Source organism: Chromatiaceae bacterium, assembly GCA_016714645.1.
Lineage (GTDB): Bacteria > Pseudomonadota > Gammaproteobacteria > Chromatiales > Chromatiaceae > M0108.
This window is the reverse complement of the sequence record JADKCI010000002.1, coordinates 300,240-325,226: the sequence shown is the minus strand read 5'-3', so window position 1 is coordinate 325,226 and position 24,987 is coordinate 300,240. Positions and strand designations below refer to the sequence as shown.

Genomic DNA, 24,987 nt, shown 5'->3' with positions numbered 1-24,987 from the left:
AGCCGCTCACGCATTCACATCGACGACTAAACGCCCACGGACCTCGCCGTTCAGCAGGTCCGTGGCGGCGGCGATAGCCTGGTTCAGCCCGATTTCCCGCGTGATCGCCTCCAGGCGTTGGGGGTCCAGATCGGCGGCGAGCCGCTCCCAGGCCTGAATGCGCCGCTCCCGGGGGACCATGACGCTGTCGATGCCATAGAGGGTGACCCCGCGCAGGATGAAGGGCGCGACCGTGGCGGGGAAGTCCATGCCTTGGGCCAGACCACAGGCGGCAACAGCGCCGTTGTAATGGGTCGAGGCGCAGGCGTTGGCCAGGGTGTGACTGCCGACGGTATCAACGACCCCCAGCCAGCGCTCCTTCATCAGGGGCTTGCCCGGGCCGTTTAGTTCCGCCCGGTCGATGACCTCGGCGGCGCCCAGGCCGAGCAGGTAAGCAGATTCCATAATCCGGCCGGTGGTCGCGATGACGCGGTAGCCTTTTTTGGCGAGCACGGCGATGGCGATGCCACCGACCCCGCCATTGGCGCCGGTGACCAGGATATCGCCATCAGCGGGCCGGATGCCGTGACGCTCCAGGGCCAGGACGCAGAGCATGGCGGTGTAACCCGCCGTCCCGATGGCCATGGCCTGACGGGAACTCAAGCCCTTGGGCAGAGGAATCAGCCAATCGCCGGACAGGCGCGCCTTCTGGGCCAGCCCCCCCCAATGGCGCTCCCCCACGCCCCAACCATTGAGAATGACGGCATCCCCCGGGTGCCAGTCCGGATGGCTGCTCGCCTCCACCTGCCCGACCAGATCGACGCCCGGCACCATGGGAAAGCTCCGCACCACCGGCGCTTTGCCGGTGATCGCCAGACCGTCCTTGTAATTAAGGGTGGAATAAGCGACGCGGATACTCACGTCACCCGCGGGCAGGTCGGCCTCGTCGAGGACCTGGACTTGCGCTTGGGTCTTGCCTTCCTCCTGGGTCAGCACAATGGCATTGAACATAAAGCCTCTCCTAAATAGGTGTTACCAGACTCACGACCCCTCCTGCACCGGCACCCCGAGCAGATCATGCGGGCCTGAACGGGTGATGTCGACCTCGATGAAATCACCGGGATCCAATTCCCACTCCCCGGGGATGATGACCTTGCCGTCGATCTCCGGCGCATCGGCGGCGGTGCGGGCCACCAGGCGCCCTTCCTCGACCTCGTCCACCAGAACGATGAGGCGCTGGCCGACGCGCTGAGCGAGCTTTTCCCGACTGATCTCCGCCTGAACGGCCATGAACCGCGCCAAGCGCTCCTCCCGCAAAGGCGCGGGGATCGGGTCCGGCAGGGCATTGGCGGCGGCACCCGCGACGGGGGAATAGGCGAAAGCGCCCACCCGGTCGAGTCGAGCCTCGCGCAGAAAGTCGAGGAGCAGGTTGAAATCCGTCTCCGTCTCCCCCGGAAAGCCGACGATGAAGGTGCTGCGCAGGACCAGTTCGGGACAGATCTCGCGCCAGCCCGCCAGGCGTTGCAGCAACCGCTCCGCCGCCGCCGGCCGGCGCATGGCCTTCAGGATTGGCGGACTCGCGTGCTGGAGGGGCATGTCCAGGTAAGGCAGGATATGTCCCTCGGCCATCAGGGGGATCAGCCGATCCACCTGCGGATAGGGATAGACATAGTGGAGCCGCACCCAGGCCGGCAGTTCTCCGAGTTGGCGGGCCAGGGTCTCGATGTCGGTACGCAACGGCTGGCTCCGCCAGATATCGGTCCGGTAGCGTAGATCCAATCCATAGGCGCTGGTGTCCTGGGCGATCACCAGGAGTTCACGCACCCCCGCCTCCACCAGGCGATGGGCCTCGTCCAGAACGGCGCCAATTGGACGGCTGACCAGATCGCCCCGCAGACTGGGGATGATGCAGAAGGTGCAGCGATGGTTACAGCCTTCCGAGATCTTGAGGTAGGCATAATGCTTGGGCGTGAGCTTGACGCCCTGGGGCGGCAGGAGGCTTAAAAAGGGGTCGTGCGGGGCAGGCACTAGGGCATGCACCGCCGACATCACCGCCGCGAAGGCCTGAGGGCCAGTCACCGCCGCGACCTTGGGATGGGCCTCCCACACCAGTTCGGCCCGCGCCCCCAGGCAGCCCGTGACTATCACCCGGCCGTTTTCCGCCAGTGCCTCGCCAATCGCCTCCAGGGACTCCGCCACCGCCGCGTCGATAAAGCCACAGGTGTTGACGATGACCAGATCCGCATCGGCGTAAGTCGATGAGATAGCATAGCCCTCGGCCCGCAACTGGGTAAGGATGCACTCCGAATCGACGGTCGCCTTGGGACAGCCCAGGCTGACGAAACCGATGGCGGGGGTGGGGTTGGCTCTGCTCAAACGCGGCTCCTCAATGGACTGGAAATGGGCTACGGGGGATAGTAAAGCCGGGACCCTAGCCATTCAAACGGGAAAGCAGGGGCCATCACGACTGAGTTGATCTTTTTCCATTGCCCGGGGGATACTTAGGCCCAAGCTGATGCGCAGGCCAGAGCTCGCCCTCAGCCCTCCCCCTTCATCCTCGCGGCTTGGAAATTGGAAGTGGTCAGATTGAAAAATTGCAAACTTTGTCGTTATCGCCGCTTGTGCAACCCCCTGCCCGGCATCTGTATCCTGGTTTTCTACGCCGCCGTGGGCGCGGTCGCCATCGGCATGGCCTATGTCTTCATCACCCAAGAACTACTGTGACGGCCATCCTGCCACCCGGCGCCCCGAACCCTAGCGACTCCCAGCCGAGCATCCGGTCAGGGTCCCGGGTGCTCCTACACCTCTCCATTCACCTCGGCGATGGCACCGAGGCGCTCTCCACCTTCGGCGAGTCCCCGCTGGAGCTCACCCTGGGAGATGGGACCCTGACCCCGGGCACCGAGCACGGCCTCCTGGGTCTGACCCCGGGCGCGGAGGTCGAGCGCCTTGCCGACGGCAACCAGCTCTTCGGGCAATGGCGCGAGGATAATCTGCATTGGCTGGCCAAGACCGAATTCCCGGACGCCGTGCCCCAGCCCGGCAGCCTGGTCGTCTTCACCACCCCCCCCGGGGTCGAAACCCCGGGCATCATCAAGGACCTCCAGGGCGACCAGGTCCAGGTTGACTTCAACCACCCCCTCTCTGGTCGGGTCCTGCGCCTGCGTTACCAGATCCTCGCGGTCACGGACCCCGCCTAGCACTGGCCTGGATCAGCCCCCATGACGACGCTACCGCTTATCCATCCCGACAGTCGCCATCCCTCCTTGTATCCAACCTAGGTCTCGCCATTCCGGAATCCATGAACATACTCCTTGCCAATCCCCGCGGCTTCTGCGCGGGCGTCGATCGCGCCATTGAGATCGTCGAGCGCGTGCTGGATCTTTTCGGCGCCCCCATCTACGTGCGCCACGAGGTCGTCCACAACCGCTTCGTGGTCGAGAACCTGCGGGAGCGGGGTGCCGTTTTCGTCGATGAAGTGGACCAAGTCCCCACTGGCGCCACCCTCATCTTCAGCGCCCATGGCATCGCCCAACAGGTGCGGGCCGCCGCCGCCGCTCGCCAACTGCGCGTCTTTGACGCCACCTGCCCGCTGGTCACCAAGGTCCACCTGGAGGTCGCGCGACACTGCCGCGATGGCTGCGAGGTGATCCTGATCGGCCATCGCGGCCACCCGGAAGTGGAAGGCACCATGGGACAGGGCGGCGCCGGGGACCGCATCCATCTGGTCCAGGAAGTCGCCGACGTCGCCAACCTCCCGGTGCACGACCCGGAACACCTGGCCTATGTCACCCAGACCACCCTATCCATGGATGACACCCAGGCGATTATCGCCGCCCTCCAGGCGCGCTTCCCCCTCATCCAGGGCCCGCGCAAGAGCGACATCTGTTACGCCACCCAAAACCGCCAGGACGCGGTCAAGGATCTCGCCCGGCGCTGTGAACTCCTGCTGGTGGTGGGCTCCCCCAATAGCTCCAACTCCAACCGGCTACGCGAACTTGCCCAGAAACAAGACATCACCGCCTATCTCATCGATGGCGCCGAGGACATTCAACGCGATTGGTTGGCGAATGCCCCCACCGTCGGCGTCACCGCCGGGGCCTCCGCCCCCGAAATTCTGGTGGAACGCGTCATCGCCCGGCTCAAGGAATGGGGCGCCGGCGAGGTGGTGGAACAGTCCGGCATCCGCGAGCAGGTCGTCTTCGCCCTCCCCCGGGAACTGGTTTGCCCGCCGGCGGCCGGTAAATGCCTCTGATAATCCTGGCCGCGTTGGAGCGCTTGGACTTAATCATCGCCCAAGGTGCCAGGGAAGCCACCATGAGCCTGTCAACCCAAAGTAGAAATGTCCCCTTCTGTCCAAAATAGAGATGTCCCCTGTTAGCGGCTCGGCTCGGCTAGGGAGGGGGTAGAACCGGGGGGTACGCCGGCTGGGCGGGCCAGACGGCAGGAGCCCGAGGGCGACGGGCGTCTGGCCCCCAGCCGGCGGCGTGTGGTCGTGGGGTCAGGGGGCGGCGGATGAGGTGGCGGTGCGGGCGGCTGCCCTCGCCACGGCCTGGCGCCACGGGTGATCGAGGGCCGGCTTGGCACGCTGCCGTTGTGGCTTGTCAAGAGCGCCATCGACCCGCTCGTTGAGGGTTTTCTCGTCCGCGACCGGCGGCGGTTGCTCCCCCGTGCGGTAGGTGGTGTAAGGCCGCTAGCGGCCCTCCTGGAGCAGCGCGACCTCGCCATCGGCCAGGGCGCAGACGGTCACCTTGGCCCCACGTCGGCGGTATCCCGGTCCAGGGTGTTGCAGCTGATCGGCGACGTTGCGGTACGGCGCGGTGAGGTTCTTGGACAGGGTCCGCTCCTCCTGCGCCGAGAGCAGCAGGTCCAGTTCCCGCGGGCGATGCACGAGGGGACGATGGGCGTCCTCTCCTGAACTGGGGGCGACTGCGAAGCGCCGGTTGAAGTCGGCCATGAACTCCGGCAGGTAGACGTTGGCGCTCTCCAGATCGTTAATGCCGCGCAGACGCAACTCCTTGACCAGCCGGTCTTGGAGGGTCTGGTTGGCCCGCTCTACGCGCCCCTTGGCCTGCGGGGTGCGGGCGTGGATCGCTTCGATCTCAAGTCCGGTGAGGGCGCGTCCGAACTGGGTGGTGGTGGCGCCGTTGGCGGGCTCCACCCGGGTGATGCGGAAGATGCTATGGCGGTCGGAGTAGAACGCTGCCGGCCGCCCGTACTGCTCCAGATGCCACCGTAGCACTTGCATGTAGACTGCGGTGGTTTCGCTGGGGGCAAACCACAACTGCACCAGGCGCCCGCTGGCGTCGTCGATGAAAACGATCAGGGTACAGCGCGGGCCGCGCCCCTCAAACCCGTCGTGGGGTGAGCCGTCGATCTGGATCAGCTCGCCGAAGCGCCCTCGCCGCTCGCGCAGCTGATGTGCCCGCGCGGCCTTGCGCCGCTTGGGTCGCCACCGCCCCAGCTCGATCTGGAGCTGGCGGATCGTCTCGACGGAGACCTCGATCTGATGCAGCTCGGCGAGCTTCTCTTGGGCCAGGGTTGGCCCAAAGTCCGGGTAACGATCCACCAGCAGGGCGCGAATCGCCTCGCGTAGCGGCTCCTTGAGCCGTCGGTTCGACGGCTCCCCCGATGCGCCGGGAGACCATCCCGCGGCCCCCTGCGCCCGGTAGGCCGCCACCAGACGCTTCACTTGCCGCGTCGTGAGTCCCATTTGCCGCCCGGCCTCCGCCTGTGTCAGCCGCCGGTCCGTGACCGCCTCGACGACCTTCAGGCGGTGTAGCGCTCGCTTCGTCAACTCGATCATCTCCTCTGGCATCGCCCCCCCCGTTAACCAAAAGGGGACATTTCTAAACTGCACAAAGGGGACATTACTACTTTGGGCTAACAAAGCCACCATGAGCCTTGTCCGCTCACGAGGGATTTCTTATACTTGTCGTTTAATGCCGATGTAGCTCAGCTGGTAGAGCAACTGATTCGTAATCAGTAGGTCGAGAGTTCGAATCTCCTCATCGGCTCCATATTTCATAGACTTAGGCGCTTTAGGGCGCCTTTTCTTTTCCGCTGTGCCGGAAAATGTGCATACGCCTTCCCGAATATATTCATCATCCTCCGCCACGAACGCCCTCGATCATCTAAGCCCCCTGGAAAGTCGGCAGCACCACGGCGAAGGAACTGAAACCAACCCCTCGTTGACCTCACCACTGGCCCTTGGGTCCTCCAAGGGTCAGTGCCAGGCTTCACATTAGCGAGCATCATCGCCAGGAACCGGGTAGGAGGAGTTGGCGCTTTGGTTAAGATCGAGGCGCCGTGACCGGACAGTGAGCGCAAGGGGATTTCTACAAGCGGGAATGGTGGGTCAACCCGTCAGCAAGTGGGATTATTCTAGAAGCCGTGATTAAGGTTAGACTTACCAGGTGACGGGTTTACCGGCAGGAAATAACTCTCTACCCTACCCTTGAGGTGTGAGGTGGACCCCATCGTCAAGACAAAGATCATCAAAGTTTAAGTTAAGGGTTCATGCCCAGCAGAATGCTTGCTGAGTGTTACCGGGAGGCGCTGACGGTGAAGGACGATCAAATTTATCGATGATTTTCGCCCCACCGCCCCGCCCAGTCAGGTAAACCTGATCCGGGGTTTGATACCCCAGCGACGGGTGTCGTCGCTCGCCATTGTAAAACGCGAAATAGGTTTTCAGACCCTCTTGGCGGTGGGCCAAGGTTGCATAGTCCTTGAGATAAATGTCCTCATACTTGACCGTGCGCCACAGCCGCTCGACAAAAATATTGTCCGCCGCGCGGCCCCGTCCATCCATGCTGATCCGAATCGAATGGGCCTTCAAAACGGCGATGAAGGCTTGGCTGGTGAACGGTGATCCTTGATCCGTATTGAAAATTTCTGGTGTGCTAAAGCGGCGCAGCGCCTCTTGGAGACTGTCCACACAAAAGCCCACCTCCAGAGTATTGCTCAGTCGCCACGTCAATACCTTACGACTATACCCGTCGATAATCGCCACCAGATAGCCCCAGCCCCGGGTGAGTCGAAGGTAGGTAATATCAGTACTCCACGCCGGATTAGGCCGGGTGATGGCCACCCCTCGCAACCGATAGGGATACACCGGATGCTGGGGATGGGGCTGACGGGTGTGTGGACCGGGGGCCATGCCCGCCAAGCCCAAGCGCTGCATCAGGCGCTGCATCAGGCGCTGCACCCGTTTCCGGTTGACCACCCAGCCGCGCTCCCGCAGAAACGGAACCATCCGCCGACTGCCGAAGAAGGGATGGCGCGTATATTCTTCGTCAAGGAGTCGGAGCAGTAGCGTGTCTTCCGCGTCAGCCGGGCGCGGATGTTGATGGTCATAATAAGTCGCACGACAGACTTCCGCCAAGCGGCATTGCCGAAGCACCGGCAGGGGGTCTGTACTTGAAATCCAAGCCTGCCTTATCGCGACAGGCTCAGCCCGGACTTTTTTTTCAGCCAGTCCAGTTCGACTTTGAGCCGCCCGATTTCACTATAGAGCCGCTCCGGGTCGCTCTGCTCACTGACCGCCGGCGGACCGCGCTTCCCCTCAAACAGCTCGCCGGCTTTCTCCAGGAGCGCTTTTTTCCAGTGGCTCACCTGCACCGGGTGAACCCCATACTCGTGGCCGATTTCGTTCAACGTCTTGGTCTCGCGGACGGCTTCCAAGGCGACCTTCGCCTTGAAGCCAGCACTGTGAACCTTACGTGTCTTGGTGTCGCTCATCATTTGGACCCTCATGATTCATCGCTTTTCCTTAGCTTAAACCGTTGTCCGATTTTCGGGGTCCACTATACCTTTCAACAGCATGATTTCATTCAACAGTAACTAGGCTGGAAGCGGGAAAACCTCATGGGCACTCTGGCGGCTCTTGTTCCTGGTGCTAACGGCGGGTCATGAATATCCTACTCGGGCTTGATGATTGCGGATCGTGGCACACCTGTCATCCCGGCAAGCCATCCTTTCATGCGCTGAATGCTCATTATTTTTCAACCAGGTGGTCATTAAAATGGGCGGAAACTCAGAAATTTTAACTCGCAACATCTCAGAATCGCCCATCGCGGTTTTCGATTTCGAGACGACGGGATTGACCCCTGGCGTGGATCGGGTCGTGGAGATTTCGGTGGCCAGGATTGATCCTGGTGAAGAACCTCGACTGGTCCTGGACACCCTGGTTAATCCCATGCGGCGGATGGGCGCGACGGAGATTCATGGGATAACCGATGCCGATGTAGTCGATGCTCCTCGGTTTGCGGACTTAGTTGGCGATCTGATCGGGGTCCTGCATGGCTGTGTTTTGGCGGCTTACAACGTCTACTTTGACATCAAGTTCCTGAATTTTGAACTAGAGAATGCCGGCGTTTCTTTCGATCCCCCCCATTTTTGTTTGATGTATCTGCGGTCCATGCTGGGTCTGGGCGGTCGCTGCAAACTGGAGGAAGCCTGCCGGGCACAAGGCATAGCCCTTAATGGTGGTCATATTGCTGCCCATGATGCGCTGGCCTCGGGGAGGCTGTATCGCCGTTATGAACAAATAGCCCTGGATAGAGGCATAAAGACCTTTGGCGATCTGGCGGGACTCAAAAAGTATAAATTCAATGATAGTTTCACCCACACCCCTTTCCCGCATCCCGCGACACTCAATCTTAAGACCAACGGAAAATTTCGTTCGCGCTCGGATCAGGTAATCGCTGTTCATGAGCAGCGCACCCAACACCCCATTGCTGCTTATTTTGACACCTTGAAAACGGTGGTGGCGGATCTGGATATCACCGACCAGGAACTTGCTTATGTGTTACAGGAAAGGCAACGATTGGGCCTCTCGTTAGGCCAAGTAAGGTCCATTCATGCCAAGGCATTTGCCAGTGTCATCGCCCAATTTGCGAATGATTGGTTTGTGGATAATCTGGAGATGCTCAAATTACAACGGCTACACCAATGTCTATCAAAGCTAGGATGGGCACCGGGTGAGTAAATACGGCATAGCCGATCTATCGATTCTTCACGCAGTAATCACCGTTCCGGTAATAATGGGGTGGACAAGTGGGTCCCTGTCGGGTGAGCGGTGGGTCAGTGCCCGCCCTGGTAGGGACGCAGTAGTCACCATTCCGCGAGTAGTGGGGAGGACAGACGTCTCCTTGCCGGGTGATCGCTGGCTGGGTGTCGGGCCGGGCGGGAGTGCAGTATTCGCCGTTGCGATAATAGCCCGGTGGACACACGGCGCCTTGCCGCACGATGGGTTCTGCACCCGGGGTGCTGGTTGCCCACAGCAGCAAGACCACCAACCTCGGTACGCTCATCCCCAGCCGTGAGTGGTTCATGATGGATTGCTCTCAGCGATTCAGAAAGGTTTGCCGTTCCTGGGCTCGATCCGCGGTCATCACCAGTTGCTGCGTAATCGTGGTCTTGGTTTCTTCCTGACCATTAGGGTTAATGACCCTGACCACGGTACCGAAGTCAATGCGCACTAACAGGCCGGTAACGTAGATGTTGAGAATGTTGTCGGCAAAGGCGGTATTCATCGACTGAGGACCGGGACCCCGCGTTAAAACCACAGCATCATGCGCTACTCATGAGATCCCGCCGTGCGGGTCAAGTGCTGCGTTCAGCCCTTTTAAGGTGCCATCAGCATATTGTAATATAAGGAGATTTTTAGCGCTACCCGCGAACTGCCGCCGCCATGTTTGGTGAGATCCTCCAGAAATTTGCCGAGAGAAGCCCCGCCACCGTCATGGTCCGCGCCCTGCTGGAGCAGTTGCTCAATGCCGAGAAACTGGACCAATGGTTCGAGGTCACGCGCCAGACCCAATATACGCGTGACATTTTGTTCTCGTCGCTCGTGGGACTGATGCTGCACATCGTCTGTAAGACGCAAGCTAGCGTGCACGCGGCGTATCGCCATGCCCACATCGCGACCTCGATCGTCGCCGTTTACGCGAAATGGCAAGGGGTCGAACTGACCACCTCCCAAGCGCTGGTCCGCTACATCGCCCGTGAGGCCCAAGCCGTGATCGTGACCATGCAGGGCGCGCGAGGGCGCGCGCCCCCTTGTTGCCTGGGTATCGGTTGAAATACTTGGATGGTAACTGCCTGGCCGCCAGCGAGCATCGCCTGAAGCCGTTGCGCGCGACGGCCGCCGGCCCCTTGCCGGGCAAATCACGGGTGGTCTTCGATCCACAACTGGCTATGGCGATTGATGTCTTTCCCGGTGCGGATGGTCATACCCAAGAACGGGCCTTATAGACCAAGTCATCCCCACCGTCACCCCTGGCGATGTGTGGGTGGCGGATCGCCATTTTTGCGTCTCACGCTTGCTGTTCAAGATCCACCGGCAACCGGCGTTTTTTATCATCCGCCAGCATGCCAATCTCATGACTAACCCCTTGGAGAAAATCAAGTTTAGTGGCGCGTCGGCGACGGGCGATGTGTATGAGCAAACCGTGCAATTGACATCAGCCAGCGGCGAGACGTGGACCCTGCGCCGGGTGACGGTGAAGCTGAAGGCCAAGACCCGTAACGGCGATACCGCACTCACTCTTTTACCGAATTTGCCGTCAACGGCGGCCGCCGCCATCACGATTACCGCCTTGTATCGGACGCGCTGGGGCATCGAAACGGCCTTTCAAAAGCTGGAAAGCTATCTCAACTCGGAAATTGAAACGCTGGGTTACCCGCAGGCGGCGCTGTTTGGTTTTTGCTTGGCACTCGTCGCGTTCAATCTCTACGCCGTGGTGATGGCGGCGTTACGCGCCGCTCATCCCACGCTGGACATCGATAACACGGTGTCGGCCTACTATCTGGCGCAGGAAATTGCCACCACGATGACCGGTCTGGAGATCGCGGTGTCCGCAGCGGAGTGGGCGCCCTTCGCCCAGGCCAGCACGGAGCAGTTGGCGGGGTATTTACTCCTGCTGGCGCAACACGTGGATCTGCGTAAACTTCGAAAGACCACGCGGGGACCGAAGTCGCCGCCGACACCACGCACCGAGTTCAAAGGTAAACCGCACATCTCGACCGCCAGGTTGCTTGCCGCCTCCGAGTCGAATTCAAAATGACACCTTAAAAGGGCTGGTGCTGCGTTCAACAACCACCGCCGTCCCGGAAGCGACCAGGAACAGCATCGATTTACCATCCCCACTGAATTCGCTGTAATCCAGGCGGACCCCAATCACGGCGTTGGCCCCCAGTTCCTCCGCTTCCTTACGCAATTCTTCCAGGGCGGTTTTGCGGGCAGCCTTGAGGACCTTCTGCGTGGCGTTGCTTCTGCCCCCAAAGAAATCAGGGTAGTGCCCCAATCCGTAGGATGATGACAAAACTTATAGATATTAATCAGCATGTTATAAATTCTTATCCTGCTGATCGGGGCACTACCACCCGCTGCTAACTCAAAACCCAGCGCTGGCGCGGGGTGCGCTGCCCTGGAGCTGGCGTGACGCCATGGGGCGAGACCGGGAGGTCTGGCCTGAATCCCCTGTGGTTGAATCCTCGCGCAGGGCCTATCCAAGCCACGTCACCCCGCCTTCCGATCGTCATTGACGAGCCGGGCCGGTATCCGGAGCACGAGGATGGCCCCCAGGACGAGGGCCAGGATTAGCAGGAGCATGCCGGCCCCGGGATTCCCGGTGGCATCCCGCAACCAACCGATGGCCACCGGGCCGAGAAAGCCCGCCAGATTGCCCAGCGCATTGATCAGGGCGATACCCGCGGCGGCGGCGGTGCCGATCAGCAGGGCGGCCGACAAGCTCCAGAAGGCTGGCAGGGCGCTCATGATCCCCATGGTGGCCAGGCTCAGGGCGGCCAGCGCCAGCCAGGGGTTGTCGGCCCACAGCAGACTCAAGCCCAGGCCCAGGGAGCCGGCCAGGGCGGGCAGGACCAGGGCCCAGTGCCGTTCGCCCCGGCGATCCGCCGCTTTGCCGACCAAAACCATGGTGGGTACGTACCGCCAGGGCATAGGGGATGGCGCTCAGCAAGCCGATCATGAGCGGGTCCGAGGTCCCACTATCGCGCAGCAGGGTGGGCAGCCCCTCCAGCAGGAAGAGCCACTGCCAGGCAGCCCAGCCGAAATGGCCATCAAAATTATCGAGGATCCAACCGGACAGGGGTCCGCCTATCAGGCCCGCCAGGGCGATGGCGATCATGAAGAAGGCGTTGATCCGCCCCCGGCGCTCGGCCGGGAACCAATAGGTCAGGTAGAGGATGATGCCGGGAAAGAAACCGGCCTCGGCAATGCCCGGCAGGAAGCTCAGGAGGTAGAACATCTCCGCCGTCGTCACCCACATCATGGCCAGGGAGACGAGGCCCCAGGTCATCATGATGCGCGCGATCCAGCGTCACGCCCCGACCAGTCCAGGTTGGCGTCCAGGAGAGGATTATTCAAGCTAAATCCTTGGGATATCCAAAACAGCGGGGTTAGGGGATTCCCGGGCCGGGTGGCCGGTGGCGGCTGTCGGGGGTGTCGACAGCAGGGATGCTGTCGTCAAGCCTACAGGGATGTATTCACGGCGTCCCCCGACAGCCGCCACCGGCCACCCGGCCCCACCGCCAGGGCCCGAGGAGGGGCTGACGCTGGGTATGATAGGCGTCCAGCAGTCCCTTAGGGGTACCAAAACAGGGCGAGGTTGTCATCCGCCCGCCGAGCCGGGAAACCCGCCTGGTTGCCTTGGGCATCTCAATGCCCGATCATGCGCCTCAGCCTATTCCTCGCCAACCGCCAGGGGTGAAATCCGCATGATCCGGGTCGAACATCTTTCCAAGCGTTTTGGCGATCTGAAAGTCCTCAAGGATATCAATGTCGAGATCGACCAGGGTGAGGTCATCTCCATCATCGGGCCCTCCGGCACCGGCAAGAGCACCTTCCTGCGCTGCCTGAATCTGCTTGACCAGCCCTCTGGCGGCCACATCGAAATCGACGGCCAGGACATCCTAGCCCCCGGCGCCAGGGTACCGGCCCTGCGGCGGCGCATGGGCATGGTCTTTCAGTCCTTCAACCTCTTCGCCCACCTGACTGCCCTGGAGAACCTCACCATCGGCCCGGTGCGCCTGCTCGGCAAAAAGGCGGCGGAGGCCACCACGAACGGCCTGGAGTTGTTGCGCATGGTGGGCCTGGTGGAAAAGGCCCACAGCTTTCCCGACGAACTCTCCGGCGGGCAGAAGCAGCGCGTGGCTATCGCCCGCTGCCTGTCCATGGAGCCGGAGATCATCCTCTTCGACGAGCCCACCTCGGCCCTGGACCCGACCATGGTCAGCGAGGTGCTGGCGGTGATCCGGCGCCTGGCCAAGCAGGGCATGACCATGGCCATCGTCACCCACGAGATGGAATTCGCCCGCGACGTCTCCACCCGGGTCTTCTACATGGACCAGGGCCTGATCTACGAGGAGGGCCCGCCCGAGCAGATTTTCGACAACCCCCAGCGGGAGCGCACCCGCGACTTTATCGGCAAGGTCCGCAGCCTGGCCTGGCGGGTCGAGACCGCGGATTACGACCTCTACGCCCTGGTCGGCAAGATCGAGGGCTTCTGCGAAAAGCACCTGATCCCGCACCGCGCCGCTCACGCGGCGCAACTCCTGGCGGAGGAGATCCTGGGCATCCTCCTGACCGGTCCCGGACCCCACGGCATCGACCTGGTGCTGGCCTATTCCGAAAAGCTCCGCAGCCTGGAGCTGCGTCTGGACAGCGCCGGTCCCGCCGGTAACCCCCTCGAAACCGCCTATCTCCCCGACGACCTGGCCCTCGCCATCATCCGCAACTATGCCGAGGACATCGCCTACGAGCACGTCGAGGGGCTCAACCGGCTGCGGATGCGGGTTAAATAAAATCATTCCGAGGATCCCATGCCAATGAACTCCAGTGAAAATCCATCCGCCACGCCAGCACGTAAAGCTGATGACGCCATCCGTAGCCAGGTTCGCGAGGACTATGCCCGCGTGGCCCAGGGCGGCGGGGCGGGCGGCTGTTGCGGCCCCACCCCCGCACCCGCCTGTTGCTGCGACGCCCCGGAGGTGAGCATCAACACCCTGGTCTCCCTGCGCCTCGGCTACAGCCAGGTAGATCTGGACCTGATGCCGGCCGGAGCGGACATGGGACTGGGTTGCGGCAACCCGGGCGCCATCGCCGCCCTGCGGCCTGGGGAGGTGGTGGCCGACCTGGGCGCGGGCGGTGGCATCGACGCCTTCCTTGCCGCCCGCGAAGTCGGCGCCACGGGCCGCGTCATCGGTATCGATATGACGCCGGACATGGTCAGCAAGGCCCGACACAATGCCGAACGGGGCGGCTTCACTAACGTGGAGTTCCGTCTCGGCGAGATCGAATATCTGCCGTTGGCGGATGCCTCGGTGGATGTCATCCTCTCTAACTGCGTCATTAACCTGTCGCCGGACAAACCCCAGGTCTTTCGCGAGGCCTTCCGCGTCCTCAAGCCCGGTGGACGGCTGGCCATCTCGGACGTGGTCGCCACCGCCGAACTTCCCCCGGAATGGCGGGATGACCCCAGGCTGCACTCCGGCTGCATGGCCGGCGCGGCGCGGATCGAGGACCTGGATGCCATACTCGCCACGGCGGGCTTCACCCGAATCGCCATCCAGCCCAAGGATCAGTCCCGGGAATTCATCCGCGACTGGGCGCCCGGCCGAGGGGTGGAGGACTATCTGGTGGCGGCCACCATCGAGGCAGTCAAGCCCCTGGCATCCGCCTGAACCCAATGCAGCTGAGTTTTTGGGTTCCCGGGCCAGGTGGGGGCTGGCATCCGATGGGGAACCTCCTGATTCAGCACCCCTGCCGACGGGCCCGGAGGGGCCGCAAAACCATCGACCGGCGAGACCCCGTCCGTTAGAATACCCACGTCATTGGGGAGTAGCCGCTCTGCGTTTGTTAGAGGCTTACGTCAACATACTTGACCGGCAGGTCATGGCGTAAGCAGTTTCCTGGCTTGGCGAGACCTTTGACCATGATGCCTCCTGATTGGCCGAGGAGGGATCATGGTCATTTGTCTTCAAGTCCGGCCTAGGAAAACTCATGGCACCGCTCCTCGTCTCCTCTCCCGGCATACTCGCCAACCCTGCAATCGGTCACCCGATCCCGACCCTGGCCGCTATCCTCCGGTCCCCCGCCACCCGCCTTTCCCCTTGCCGGTTGCCTTCCTGGCCACTCCACGGGATGTTTCCCGTCTGGCGTCGTCCCCGGGCCCGAGGTTCCCCACCGCCAGCGGCATGAGTTTTATACAAAATTGTTCAATCGGATATCGCGGAATCCCGGCACCGATGAGCAGGGCGACCTGGCCTGATGCTCGCGCGGCACCGGACTGGTAAGGAGAATGAGAATGCATATCGACAATCTTGCGAACTGGCAGCACGATCACGTCTTTGACGTTGGCAGCGAGGCCGCCGAACGGGGCACGCGGCTGGTGATGTGGATCACCGCCGCCATGATGGTGATCGAGATCACCGCCGGCTGGTGGTACAACTCCATGGCCCTGCTGGCGGACGGCTGGCACATGAGCTCTCATGCGGTGGCCATCGGCCTGTCGGCGATGGCTTACGCCTCGGCGCGGCGCTACGCCCGGGACCCGCGATTTACCTTCGGCACCTGGAAGATCGAGGTGCTGGGGGGCTTCGCCAGCGCCATCTTCCTCCTGGGCGTGGCCCTCATGATGGTGGTGGGCTCCGTCGAGCGCATCCTATCCCCCCAGCCGATCCAGTACCAGGAAGCCATCGTCATCGCGGTGCTGGGCTTACTGGTCAACCTGGTGTCCGCGCTCATTCTTGGCAAGGCGCATCACCATGATCATGGCCATCATCATCATGATCATCACCAGGATCACGGGCATCACCAGCATCACCCCCACGACCAGGGGCAAAATCCCGATCTGAACCTGAAGTCCGCTTATCTGCACGTCATCGCCGACGCGGCCACTTCCATACTGGCCATCGTCGCCCTGATGGGCGGCTGGATTTACGGCTGGATGTGGCTCGACCCGGCCATGGGCATCCTGGGGGCCATCCTGGTGGCCATCTGGGCCAAGGGGCTGATTATCGAGACCAGCAAGGTGCTCCTCGATCGGGAAATGGATCACCCGGTGGTCGATGAAATCCGCGAGGTCGTGGAAACCGGTCCCGAGGCGGGAGAGACACGCATCACCGACCTGCATGTGTGGCGGGTGGGCAAGAATGTCTATGCCTGCGCCCTCACGGTCCTCACCCACGACCTTGCCATCACCCCGGACGCTATTCGCCAGCGCCTGGCGGTCCACGAGGAGATCGTCCACTCGACCATCGAGATCCAGGTTTGCCCGGACGCCATGCCCCCGCCCCGCGCCGCGCCGGCCTGAAAGGCCTCCCTCTGGTTTCCCGCTGCCCCCTTCTACCAGCCCAATAACGAGATCAATGACATGTCCGCACTAGAGACCCTCACCGCCATTTTTTCCACCTTCGGCCTCATCTTCCTGGCCGAAATCGGGGACAAGAGCCAACTGGTCTGCATGACCCTGGCTGCCCGCCATCGACACCTGCCCGTACTGCTCGGCGCCATCGCCGCCTTCCTCATCCTCAATACCCTGGCGGTGGTCTTTGGCGCCGGTCTGGCGCAATGGATACCGGAAAAGATCCTGGCCGGGGCCGTGGCTATACTCTTCGGGGCCTTTGGCATCAAGTCTCTGCTGACCAAGGAGGAGGTGGGGGAGGATGGCGAGGTCGAGGAAAAGCCCGGCCATGGCATCTTCGCCACCACCTTCCTCATGCTCCTGCTGGCGGAGATGGGCGACAAGACCCAGATCGCCATTGCCGGCCTGGCCAGCACCCTGCCCGCCCTGGCGGTCTGGATCGGCGCCACCCTGGCCCTGATCACCACCTCGGCCCTGGGGGTCTGGCTGGGCGTCACCCTGCTGCGACGCATCCCCATCCATCGGCTCCACCAGGTCAGCGGGATCTTTTTCCTGGTGCTGGCGGCCTTCGCCGCCACCCGGGTCTTCTGAGGAGGTTCCGGATCAGGTGCTCGCCCCGCCCGCTTCCTGGGCCGGGCGATCCTGGCGGGCCTTCTTGATCAGCCAATCGGTGATATCGAGCCGACCCTCGTGACCCCGGCCGGCATCGCCGATGACCCGATAACGCTCATCGACAATGATGCTCGGCACCGAGTTGATCTGAAAACGCTTGGCGCTGGCCTGCGCCTGGCGCAACCGGGTGCCCACGGCGACGCTGTTGAACTGCTTTTGAAAGGCCTCCGGGTTAAGCCCCTGTTTGGCCACCCAGTCCAGGACCGCCTTTTCCGTGTAGAGGTTGACCCGCTGGATGCCGATGGCATCGAACACCGCCTGATCCAGACGCTCCAGGGCACCTTCCAGTTCCAGGGCAAAGTAAAGTCGGGCCAGAATGGTCCAGGCCGCGCGGCCGAAGGTGACGGGCAGGCGCTGAAACTCCACGTCGGTTGGCAGTTCCTTGGCCCAGGCCGTGATCAAGGGATTCAGGTCGGCGCAATGCGGGCAACCATAGGAGAAAAACTCACTGACCCTGACCACCTGCCCCGGAGTATGCACCACCGGGTCAGGCAGGGCTTCCCAATCCCGACCTTCCACCCAATCCTCGCCCCAAGGCCAGGCCCAGGCCCGGGGCATCGCGGCCATGGCCAGCGCAGCCGCCAAACCAGCATGAAAATCGCGACGGGTCATGACCATAGCGTACCTTGAGGGAGTAAATGGGGCCTGGCAAGCGGCGGATTCCGGGGATTGGCCGTCCGCACCGCTGGTGCTGACTGATTATGACAGGCCTTGCCCCCGGCCTGGGAAGGCGCGAAGCCAGGACCAGAGGCTGGTGACCAGAACCAGGATAAAAAACAGCAGCGCCCACTGGACCAGGGACAGGCCCAAAACCACCAGGGCCTTATCCTCGCAGAACCCGGTCGCCAGGAACAGATCGGGTTCTAGTTGACCCAGCCACTCCACCAGCCGCTCGATCGGATCCAGTTCACTGCCAAGACAGGCCACCGCGCCCGGGGGCTGCTCCTGCAGCCAGGTCTGATAGGCCGCCGTAACCGTACCACCCGCCGCGACGAGAGCGACTAAACCACCCGTGATCCGGCGCGCCAGACCCGGTCCCGGCGAGAGGGCCGCAACCAGGGCCAATACGGCGATCAGCATGAAGAGCAGCCGCTGGAAAATGCACAGATGACAGGGCTGCAAGCCGAGCCAATGGGTCACCAGGATGCTGGCCAGGGCCAGGGCGGCACTGCCCGCGGCCAGGATCAGCCAGGTTTTGCGATCTCTATCGATCGTCATGGGACACTCCCTTCAACTCGGACGTAGGCACAAACGACATCTATTCTCCCTCTCCCGGGTCACAGCACCCAATTGAACACGTAGCCTACCAACATGATGCCGGCGGCCACCACCCCAATAAAGGTCGCGATCAGCGGCCACCGCAACACTTTGCGCAAAATCATGATCTCCGGGGCGGAGAGGGCGATCACGCTCATCATAAAGGCCAGCGTGGTGCCCAGCGCCGCCCCCTTGCCGATGAGGGCTTCGACTACGGGGATTATGCCTGCGGCATTAGTGTACATGGGCACCCCCAGGACCACCGCCGCGGGCACCGCCCACCAGACCTCTCGCCCCATGAAACTCGCCATGAAATCACCCGGGACATAGCCGTGAATCAGGGCGCCCAGACCGATGCCCAACAGGACATAGGGCCAGACCTTGCCGAGAATCTCCCGCACATGGCGCAGGCCTGCCTGGAAACGCTCGCGCCAGATATATCCCGCGCCGTTTGGAGCCGACGCCTGGCCCAGGTGGATGGCGCGCACCCAGTCCTCGAGATAAGGTTCCATACCTAGCTTCCCGATCACCAGCCCGGAGACGATCGCCACCAGCAACCCCAGCCCCAGGTAGATGGCCGCGATGTACCAGCCAAAGAGCCCAAGCAGCAGGGCCAGGGCCACCTCATTGATCATGGGCGCGGCGATCAGGAAGGAAAAGGTCACGCCGAGGGGCACCCCCGCCGATAGAAAGCCAATGAACAGCGGCACCGCCGAGCAGGAACAAAAGGGGGTGACGATACCGAGACTGGCGGCCAGCATGTTACCCACCCCCAGCCGGCGACCAGCCAACAGGGCACGGGTGCGTTCCGGGGCAAAAAAGGTCTGGATGACACCCATGACAAAAACGATGCCGACCAGAAGTAACAATACCTTGGGAGTATCGTACAGGAAGAAATGGACCGCCTCGCCGAGGTGCGTGTCCCGCGACAGGCCGAGCAACGCTACCCCCAGGTCCGCGAAAGCGGGGAGATGGATATAGAGCGCCACCCAGACCATGGCGGCCAGGGGAAGACTCCAGATCCAGGGGGTCGGAAAGCGGGTGGCGGTCCTAGCAGTCATGTTTGTCGTCCGTAATTCCAGGTACTAGCGCCCAGTGCCGAGAATGCCTCAATCGTTCACCCACGACCTGACCTGATCCGGCCCCGGGATGCCGCCGCTATGGACCACCTGTCCGTCCACCACCACCCCCGGCGTGGACATGATACCGAAGGCCATGATGGCCTGGAGATCGGTGATCTTCTCCAGTTCGATCGCCACCCCCGCCTCCCTGGCCGCCTGGGCAATAGCTTTGGCGGTGACCTCGCAATTGCGACAACCCGAACCCAACACCTTGATATTTTTCATAGCGCCATGCTCCTGACATAACCCTGAGTTATTAAAACGGCGAGGTGGATATCGATGAAGGTGACGATGTGGGCGGCACCACCGCCGAGCGTCCACTTACCCTAGGCATGATCTTGACCCAGGGGCCAGGGCCACTGGGTGGTGCAGAAGGCGGCGGTGACGACATTTTGGTCAGCCGGATCGTAAAGATGTTCGTTGACGCCTTAGAAGGGGTCGAAGGGTAAGACGGGTAAGGGAATTAAAATATACGCACATACGAATATATCGTCAAGCCCACTTTTCATCCATGGTCATCTCCGATCCCCAATTATTGGGGTATTGTTCGTTACCCTGGCGGTATCGCCCCACCTCCCCTGTACTGCAGAGACCCAGACCAGCGCCTCGCCCTGCGCGCACAAGCTGCACCCCATTCACCACTGCGCACCGCCACCACCGCCTACGGGCGCGCCGCGGATGCTCACCCACATCGGCAAACCCGCCGAGCCGCCGCGGATCAGCCTGGCCGGCGCACCCCCCGCTCGCCCGCTCGGCCTCGCCCAGACTGCCACCTGACGCCCGTCCGTCCCGCTCGGCCCGCACGCAGCGCTGGTCACCGGCCCCCCAACGCCTGTAACCTACTCGCCACGCCGGCCGCAGGTGACCACCCGGGTGGGTAAATTTCCTTTCCTTTATCCTTTGATTTGAAAGGCCGAGCATGCGCACGCATTTCTTGCCTTATTGGTTGCTGAGTCTTGCCGTGCTCGCCATCGGTGCTGTACAGGTTTGTCCGGGCAGCGAATGCGGCCTGACCACCTTGGATCATTGGGGGTTGAGCTTGGTAAACGATCTGCGCAGTGGGCCGCTGGATCGGGCGATGGCCGCAGTCACCTGGCTGGGTTCGCTGTTCGTGCTGGCGCCATTGGCCGGCTTGGCGGCATGGTGGCGTCTGCGTCGCGGGCATCGGCTTGAAGCCGCCTTCATGCCTCTGGCCTTGATCGGTTCCGCTCTGCTGGCGCATCTGGTCAAACTCTGGGTGGCGCGGCCGCGACCGGCGCTCTATCCCTTCACGACAGCCATGCCCGCCGACTGGTCTTATCCCAGTGCCCATACCATGCAGGTTATGGCGGCGGCCGTGGCGTTGTTTCTGATCCTCCTGCGCCATCGAACAAGCCGGCGGCCGTTGACGGTTGGGGTCTTGCTCGCTGCGCTGGTGATATGCGTCGCCCTGTCGCGCATCTATCTGCAAGTGCATTTCCCCAGCGATGTCCTGGCCGGCGGGCTGGCCGCCGCATTCTGGGTTTTTGGCCTGTACGCCTTGCTCTTTGGGCGAGCGGTCAAATCTGGCGGGGACGACAAGACGGTGAAAAAGGCGCAAGACAACCCATGAGACACAAATTTCTCGGCACCGGCGAGCCTGGTTACCACCCGCTGAGAAAGCTGCGCACCATCTTTTCCGGCCTGCGCTATGCCGTCATCTATGACTTCAGCGTGGCCTGGAAGTTGCTCGTGTCGCTGGCGGTGCTGGCGTTGGCCCTGCTGGCACGCGACTGGGTCGATGCCCTGCTGATTATCGTGGTCACCGCCCTGGTGCTGGTCGCCGAAATCATGAACAGCGCCATCGAGGCGCTCTGCGATTTCGTCGAGACCCGGCATAACGATAAAATTGGCATCATCAAGGATATCGCCGCGGCGGCGGTGGGGATCGCCATGTTGGCCTGGCTGCTGGTTCTTGGTTTTGAGGTGGAAAAAATGCTGCGCGCCTGGATGTGATGGGGACCATGACATGACTGGATTCATAATCGGATTAATCGCCCTGGTGCTGGGCGCGGAGTTGCTGGTACGCGGCGCTTCCCGACTGGCCATGGCCTTCGGTATCTCGCCGCTGGTGGTGGGTCTGACCGTGGTCGCCTTCGGCACCAGCGCGCCCGAGATGGCGGTATCGGTGCAGTCGGCCTGGTCCGGCCAGGTGGACATTGCCCTGGGCAACGTGGTGGGCAGCAACATCTTCAATGTGTTGTTCATTCTTGGCCTTTCAGCGCTGATTGTCCCGCTCGTGGTGCACCAGCAGGTTATCCGCCAGGAAGTGCCGGTAATGATCGGGGCTTCCCTGCTGCTCTGGTTGCTGGCGGCGGATGGCGGCATGAGCCGCTGGGAGGGGTTGCTGCTGTTTGTTTTGGTCGTGGGCTACACCGTCATGCTCATCCGCCAGAGCCGGCGTGAAACCGCGGCGGTTCAGGCCGAGGTGGACGCCGAGTATGCCGAGGCCTTTGATGGCGCTGGGCCGGGATGGCGCGCTCACTGGGGTGTCCAAATTTTGCTGATTCTGTCCGGCCTGGCGCTGCTGGTGCTGGGTGCCAACTGGCTGGTGGAGGCGGCGGTGGGCTTCGCCCGCGACCTGGGCGTCAGCGAGATGGTCATCGGCCTGACCATCGTCGCCGCCGGTACCTCCCTGCCAGAAGTAGCCACCTCCATCATGGCGGCTATCCGGGGCGAACGGGACATCGCCGTGGGCAACGTGGTCGGCAGCAATATCTTCAACATCCTGGCGGTGCTGGGCCTGTCGGCCAGCCTGGCGCCCACCGACCTGGCGGTGGCGCCGGCCCTGCTGGCCTTCGACCTTCCTATCATGGTCGCGGTGGCGCTGGCCTGCCTGCCCATCTTCTTCACCGGTAACCGTATCGACCGCTGGGAAGGGGCCTTATTTCTCGGCCTGTATGTCGCCTATACGGCCTACCTGATCCTGTATGCCACCGGCCATGATGGCCTGCAAGGCTATAGCGCGGTGATGGGTAGCTTCGTGCTACCGCTGCTGGCCGCAACCCTGCTGGTGCTCGCCTGGCGACACTGGCACCAGCAGCGCGCCGACACATGACCACGCCGGCAGGCGTCGCCACCCGGCATCGGCCCGCTCTCCCTGGGCCTGCCGTTGGCCGTCTTCCTGTCCCTGCCCTGGGGGCTCGAACAGGCGCCGCTGTCCTGGCATCTGGAACTGGCCCAGACACCCAGCCAGAGGCTTAGCGCCGCTTTCCGGGTCGATGGTCTTTCAGCGCAACCCGGCCTGTCCCTGGAGTGGGCCGCCTAGCTGGCGGTGGGCTGGGCCTGGCCGGGGGTAGTGCGCCAGATCTGCAATGACAAGGGCCCCGGCAGGGGGGCAGTCGGTGTCCCGCTCGGCGCTCGACGCCTGGACCCGCGCTGGATTTGCCATCTGACGCAGGCTATCGAGCTCCAGCCTGCCCAGTGGCAGTAGCTCCTTCAGTACCTCCGGGTTGGCTGCAAAGACCTGGGGCGCCTGGGACAGGTTGTAGCGGCTGACCGCGATGCCTTGGTCCGCCAGCCATTGCAGATCGGCATTGAACTGCACCAGCACCGGATCGACTTCGACGCCGCAGACGCCGGTCGAGCAACACATGGCAGGGTCGAAGATTTCCAGTTTTTTCATGTTGTTCACCGTTGCGATGGAGGGCTGCCCGCCTCGTACCAACCCTTGCTGGCATTGACCACTTTGACCACCAGCAGCATCACCGGCACCTCGATCAAGACCCCCACGACCGTCGCGAGCGCGGCACCGGACTGGAAGCCGAAGAGGCTGATGGCCGCCGCGACCCCCAGTTCGAAGAAGTTGCTGGCGCCGATCAGGGCCGAGGGGCAGGCGACGCTATGCTTTTCACCGACCTGGCGGTTCAGCCAATAGGCGAGGGACGAGTTGAAGAAGACCTGGATCAGGATCGGCACCGCCAGCATGGCAATGATCAGAGGTTGCTTGATGATTTGCTCGCCCTGGAAGGCGAACAACAACACCAGGGTCAGGAGCAGTGCCAGGATGGAGGTGTGGCCGGGAGCGATCCAAACTGATGTGGTCGCCGGATCTGTCACGCTGCTTGCTTGAGGTCTTGCCAGTACCCAGACCAGTGCCCGTTGGCGCTGGCAACGCGCAAGGCGAGCATGGCCTCGGCGTTGTCGGGCGCCCACCAGGCGCCGGGGCGTTTGAGGCGCTGTTGCACGATGTGGCGGTGGGCGCTTTCGATCTCGCCGGAGCCGATGGGCAACCCCTGCGCGAGGGCGCCTTGGTAGTCGATCTGAGCGATCCGGTTGCTCAGATAGCGATGACAGGTCCGCACCGGGGCGTCCGCATCGGGCACGGCGGCGGGCTCCAGCGCCTCGCTCAATGCCGCCAGGACTGCGGCGCTATCGTTGTTTTTCAGACGCTTTTCTGAAGCTCAAGCCAGATTTTGGAGGCGTCGGGAGCGCAACCCTTGGTCGCATCGGCGAGATAATCGCCGACAGGGAAGAAGTCCACCGTATAACGGCCCTGGGTGCCGAAGCGCGTGGCGACCTGATCGGCGATCCACGCCGCCCCTCCCGGTATTGCGGTTCGTCTACTTCGATGTCGCCGAAGGTACTGTGCCAGCCGAGTTTTTTTACCCTCGGGCCAGATTCCTGGCGCCCGCTCCATCTCATCCGTCCGTTTGGCCACCTGCCCGTCCGCCCAGCTTCCAACAGCTCTCGGCCGAGCCCGCGCACCTCTTCGATCACGCGCCGCTCCGCCTCGTTGGCTTGGCGCAGGTCATCCCCAGCGTCCTCGACAAGATCAACCAGGCGCTCGACCCGGCCGCGCAACTGCGGGTGCTGTTTCAGTCGCGCCATCAGGCGCTCATCTTCGGGCGTCAGCGAATCGCTCACTGCGGTTCTCGTATTTGTATACAATTAGCGCTGTATTTTAACCTACTACATCACTTTGGACCGCACCCCATTATCACTAGGGTTGCTTAGCAGAGTTTGCAACCATAATATTTTCGGCATTAGGTTCATTCTCACGTGCACTGCCCCGCTTACAACTCTGATCACCTTGTCAAAAACGGATTTAACCCACTCCACAAGCAAATTTACCGTTGCCAGGAGTGCGGACGTCAGTTCGTACGAGGGGGTAGTGCCACAATCGGCAGGATGGCGGCGAGCTTAGGCCTTTATTAACAGCCTGTTAGGCAAAATACGTCCTGCGCATTTGAGCACTACCCAAGTTTGAAGTGCAACGGTACGGGTTAGTTGGTTGATTTCGGCCGACATGACCTCTTCGGGTGTCAGGAAGCCCAGGCATTTTCTGGGGCGGGTGTTCAGCGCGGCGGCGACCTGGGTCAGGTAGCGCTGGGACAGCCCGGAGAAGTCTATCCCCTTGGGGAGGTACTCCCGCCGCAGGCCGTTGATGTCCGCGTGGGTAAGGCGCTGTTAGGGGCGGTGGGGGTCGGCGCAGGAGACCCGCAGGTGCAGCCGCTCATTGCGAATCCTGGCCATCATGCCCAGCGGTTACGCACCCTGCTGACTGAGAATTTCGAGATCATTGGTCTGTAAAGCTGAAAGGGGAAATC

At 62.4% G+C, this 24,987-nt stretch carries 23 protein-coding genes, 1 tRNA gene and 6 pseudogenes; 16 read left to right on the top strand and 14 right to left on the bottom strand.

Annotated features, from left to right (window positions below):
- Positions 1–6: 6 nt before the first annotated feature.
- Positions 7–990: an oxidoreductase gene (locus IPN92_08515; GenBank protein MBK8638318.1), complete on the bottom strand. Its 984-nt coding sequence runs from the start codon at positions 988–990 to the stop codon at positions 7–9.
- Positions 991–1,020: 30 nt separating this feature from the next.
- Entirely contained in the window at positions 1,021–2,418 is a 1,398-nt protein-coding gene (gene rimO, locus IPN92_08510) for a 30S ribosomal protein S12 methylthiotransferase RimO (protein ID MBK8638317.1), read from the bottom strand.
- A gap of 147 nt (positions 2,419–2,565) precedes the next feature.
- Between rimO and IPN92_08505 the strand changes: the two genes are divergently transcribed.
- The 3 genes from IPN92_08505 (at position 2,566) to ispH (ending at position 4,234) form a co-directional block, all read left to right on the top strand.
- On the top strand, positions 2,566–2,703 hold the full coding sequence (locus tag IPN92_08505) for a hypothetical protein (protein ID MBK8638316.1): 138 nt from the start codon (positions 2,566–2,568) through the stop codon (positions 2,701–2,703).
- A gap of 50 nt (positions 2,704–2,753) precedes the next feature.
- Positions 2,754–3,179 carry a peptidylprolyl isomerase gene (locus tag IPN92_08500; GenBank protein ID MBK8638315.1) on the top strand — a complete coding sequence of 142 codons (426 nt, stop codon included), beginning with the start codon at positions 2,754–2,756 and terminating at the stop codon, positions 3,177–3,179.
- 101 nt (positions 3,180–3,280) lie between these two features.
- Positions 3,281–4,234 carry a 4-hydroxy-3-methylbut-2-enyl diphosphate reductase gene (gene ispH / locus IPN92_08495; protein MBK8638314.1) on the top strand — a complete coding sequence of 318 codons (954 nt, stop codon included), beginning with the start codon at positions 3,281–3,283 and terminating at the stop codon, positions 4,232–4,234.
- A gap of 246 nt (positions 4,235–4,480) precedes the next feature.
- Here ispH and IPN92_08490 read toward each other — a convergent pair.
- Positions 4,481–5,776: pseudogene (locus tag IPN92_08490) on the bottom strand (ISNCY family transposase).
- 147 nt (positions 5,777–5,923) lie between these two features.
- Between IPN92_08490 and IPN92_08485 the strand changes: the two are divergent.
- Positions 5,924–5,999: transfer RNA gene (locus tag IPN92_08485), tRNA-Thr, on the top strand.
- 497 nt (positions 6,000–6,496) lie between these two features.
- Here the strand turns inward: IPN92_08485 and IPN92_08480 are convergent.
- Positions 6,497–7,722, bottom strand: a pseudogene (locus tag IPN92_08480) (IS3 family transposase).
- Positions 7,723–7,927: 205 nt separating this feature from the next.
- Here IPN92_08480 and IPN92_08475 point away from each other — a divergent pair.
- Positions 7,928–8,971, top strand: a complete 1,044-nt coding sequence (locus tag IPN92_08475) for a 3'-5' exonuclease (protein MBK8638313.1) — start codon at positions 7,928–7,930, stop codon at positions 8,969–8,971.
- Positions 8,972–9,329: 358 nt separating this feature from the next.
- Here IPN92_08475 and IPN92_08470 read toward each other — a convergent pair whose 3' ends face one another.
- Complete coding sequence (locus IPN92_08470) at positions 9,330–9,518, bottom strand: hypothetical protein (GenBank protein ID MBK8638312.1); 189 nt, start codon at positions 9,516–9,518, stop codon at positions 9,330–9,332.
- Positions 9,519–9,676: 158 nt separating this feature from the next.
- On the opposite strand from IPN92_08470, the gene IPN92_08465 reads away from it, so the two are divergent.
- Genes IPN92_08465 through IPN92_08455 form a run of 3 tightly spaced genes read left to right on the top strand, consistent with a single transcriptional unit; the run spans position 9,677 to position 11,051 of the window.
- A complete protein-coding gene (locus IPN92_08465; GenBank protein MBK8638311.1) occupies positions 9,677–10,066 on the top strand; it encodes a hypothetical protein in 390 nt (129 codons plus the stop codon).
- Entirely contained in the window at positions 10,063–10,239 is a 177-nt protein-coding gene (locus tag IPN92_08460; GenBank protein ID MBK8638310.1) for a hypothetical protein, read from the top strand. The genes IPN92_08465 and IPN92_08460 overlap by 4 nt, the downstream gene beginning before the upstream one ends.
- Positions 10,240–10,271: 32 nt before the next feature.
- Positions 10,272–11,051, top strand: coding sequence for a transposase (locus IPN92_08455; GenBank protein ID MBK8638309.1), 780 nt, complete (start codon positions 10,272–10,274; stop codon positions 11,049–11,051).
- Here IPN92_08455 and IPN92_08450 read toward each other — a convergent pair.
- Complete coding sequence (locus IPN92_08450) at positions 11,043–11,309, bottom strand: YbjQ family protein (GenBank protein MBK8638308.1); 267 nt, start codon at positions 11,307–11,309, stop codon at positions 11,043–11,045. The two genes, IPN92_08455 and IPN92_08450, sit on opposite strands and share 9 nt — an antisense overlap.
- A gap of 197 nt (positions 11,310–11,506) precedes the next feature.
- Positions 11,507–12,308 (bottom strand): annotated as a pseudogene (locus IPN92_08445) (MFS transporter).
- Between the two features lie 415 nt (positions 12,309–12,723).
- On the opposite strand from IPN92_08445, the gene IPN92_08440 reads away from it, so the two are divergent.
- The 4 genes from IPN92_08440 (at position 12,724) to IPN92_08425 (ending at position 16,961) form a co-directional block, all read left to right on the top strand.
- The gene (locus IPN92_08440; protein MBK8638307.1) at positions 12,724–13,809 is read left to right on the top strand and encodes an amino acid ABC transporter ATP-binding protein; all 1,086 of its coding nucleotides are present in this window, start codon (positions 12,724–12,726) and stop codon (positions 13,807–13,809) included.
- 24 nt (positions 13,810–13,833) lie between these two features.
- Positions 13,834–14,688: an arsenite methyltransferase gene (locus IPN92_08435; GenBank protein ID MBK8638306.1), complete on the top strand. Its 855-nt coding sequence runs from the start codon at positions 13,834–13,836 to the stop codon at positions 14,686–14,688.
- Positions 14,689–15,311: 623 nt separating this feature from the next.
- Positions 15,312–16,319, top strand: a complete 1,008-nt coding sequence (gene dmeF, locus IPN92_08430; GenBank protein ID MBK8638305.1) for a CDF family Co(II)/Ni(II) efflux transporter DmeF — start codon at positions 15,312–15,314, stop codon at positions 16,317–16,319.
- Positions 16,320–16,379: 60 nt separating this feature from the next.
- A complete protein-coding gene (locus tag IPN92_08425) occupies positions 16,380–16,961 on the top strand; it encodes a TMEM165/GDT1 family protein (protein ID MBK8638304.1) in 582 nt (193 codons plus the stop codon).
- Between the two features lie 12 nt (positions 16,962–16,973).
- Here the strand turns inward: IPN92_08425 and IPN92_08420 are convergent, their stop codons facing one another.
- From IPN92_08420 to IPN92_08405, 4 genes are all read right to left on the bottom strand, one after another.
- On the bottom strand, positions 16,974–17,654 hold the full coding sequence (locus IPN92_08420) for a thiol:disulfide interchange protein DsbA/DsbL (GenBank protein ID MBK8638303.1): 681 nt from the start codon (positions 17,652–17,654) through the stop codon (positions 16,974–16,976).
- A gap of 87 nt (positions 17,655–17,741) precedes the next feature.
- Entirely contained in the window at positions 17,742–18,260 is a 519-nt protein-coding gene (locus tag IPN92_08415) for a disulfide bond formation protein B (protein MBK8638302.1), read from the bottom strand.
- A gap of 59 nt (positions 18,261–18,319) precedes the next feature.
- On the bottom strand, positions 18,320–19,360 hold the full coding sequence (locus tag IPN92_08410) for a permease (protein MBK8638301.1): 1,041 nt from the start codon (positions 19,358–19,360) through the stop codon (positions 18,320–18,322).
- Between the two features lie 48 nt (positions 19,361–19,408).
- Entirely contained in the window at positions 19,409–19,645 is a 237-nt protein-coding gene (locus tag IPN92_08405; GenBank protein ID MBK8638300.1) for a thioredoxin family protein, read from the bottom strand.
- 736 nt (positions 19,646–20,381) lie between these two features.
- Here IPN92_08405 and IPN92_08400 point away from each other — a divergent pair.
- Genes IPN92_08400 through IPN92_08390 form a run of 3 tightly spaced genes read left to right on the top strand, consistent with a single transcriptional unit; the run spans position 20,382 to position 22,496 of the window.
- Positions 20,382–21,011, top strand: a complete 630-nt coding sequence (locus tag IPN92_08400) for a phosphatase PAP2 family protein (protein ID MBK8638299.1) — start codon at positions 20,382–20,384, stop codon at positions 21,009–21,011.
- Positions 21,008–21,394 carry a diacylglycerol kinase gene (locus IPN92_08395; protein MBK8638298.1) on the top strand — a complete coding sequence of 129 codons (387 nt, stop codon included), beginning with the start codon at positions 21,008–21,010 and terminating at the stop codon, positions 21,392–21,394. Before IPN92_08400 ends, IPN92_08395 begins: the two co-directional genes overlap by 4 nt.
- A 13-nt stretch (positions 21,395–21,407) precedes the next feature.
- Positions 21,408–22,496 (top strand): calcium/sodium antiporter, encoded by a 1,089-nt coding sequence (locus IPN92_08390; GenBank protein MBK8638297.1) that lies wholly within the window; start codon positions 21,408–21,410, stop codon positions 22,494–22,496.
- A 372-nt stretch (positions 22,497–22,868) separates the two neighbouring features.
- On the opposite strand, the pseudogene IPN92_08385 reads toward IPN92_08390, so the two are convergent.
- The 3 pseudogenes from IPN92_08385 to IPN92_08375 form a co-directional block, all read right to left on the bottom strand.
- Positions 22,869–23,063 (bottom strand): annotated as a pseudogene (locus IPN92_08385) (arsenic metallochaperone ArsD family protein).
- Between the two features lie 5 nt (positions 23,064–23,068).
- A pseudogene (locus IPN92_08380) lies at positions 23,069–23,449 on the bottom strand (arsenical-resistance protein).
- Between the two features lie 44 nt (positions 23,450–23,493).
- Positions 23,494–24,268, bottom strand: a pseudogene (locus IPN92_08375) (UPF0236 family protein).
- Positions 24,269–24,667: 399 nt separating this feature from the next.
- Between IPN92_08375 and IPN92_08370 the strand changes: the two are divergent.
- The gene (locus IPN92_08370) at positions 24,668–24,970 is read left to right on the top strand and encodes a hypothetical protein (protein ID MBK8638296.1); all 303 of its coding nucleotides are present in this window, start codon (positions 24,668–24,670) and stop codon (positions 24,968–24,970) included.
- Positions 24,971–24,987: the final 17 nt, after the last annotated feature.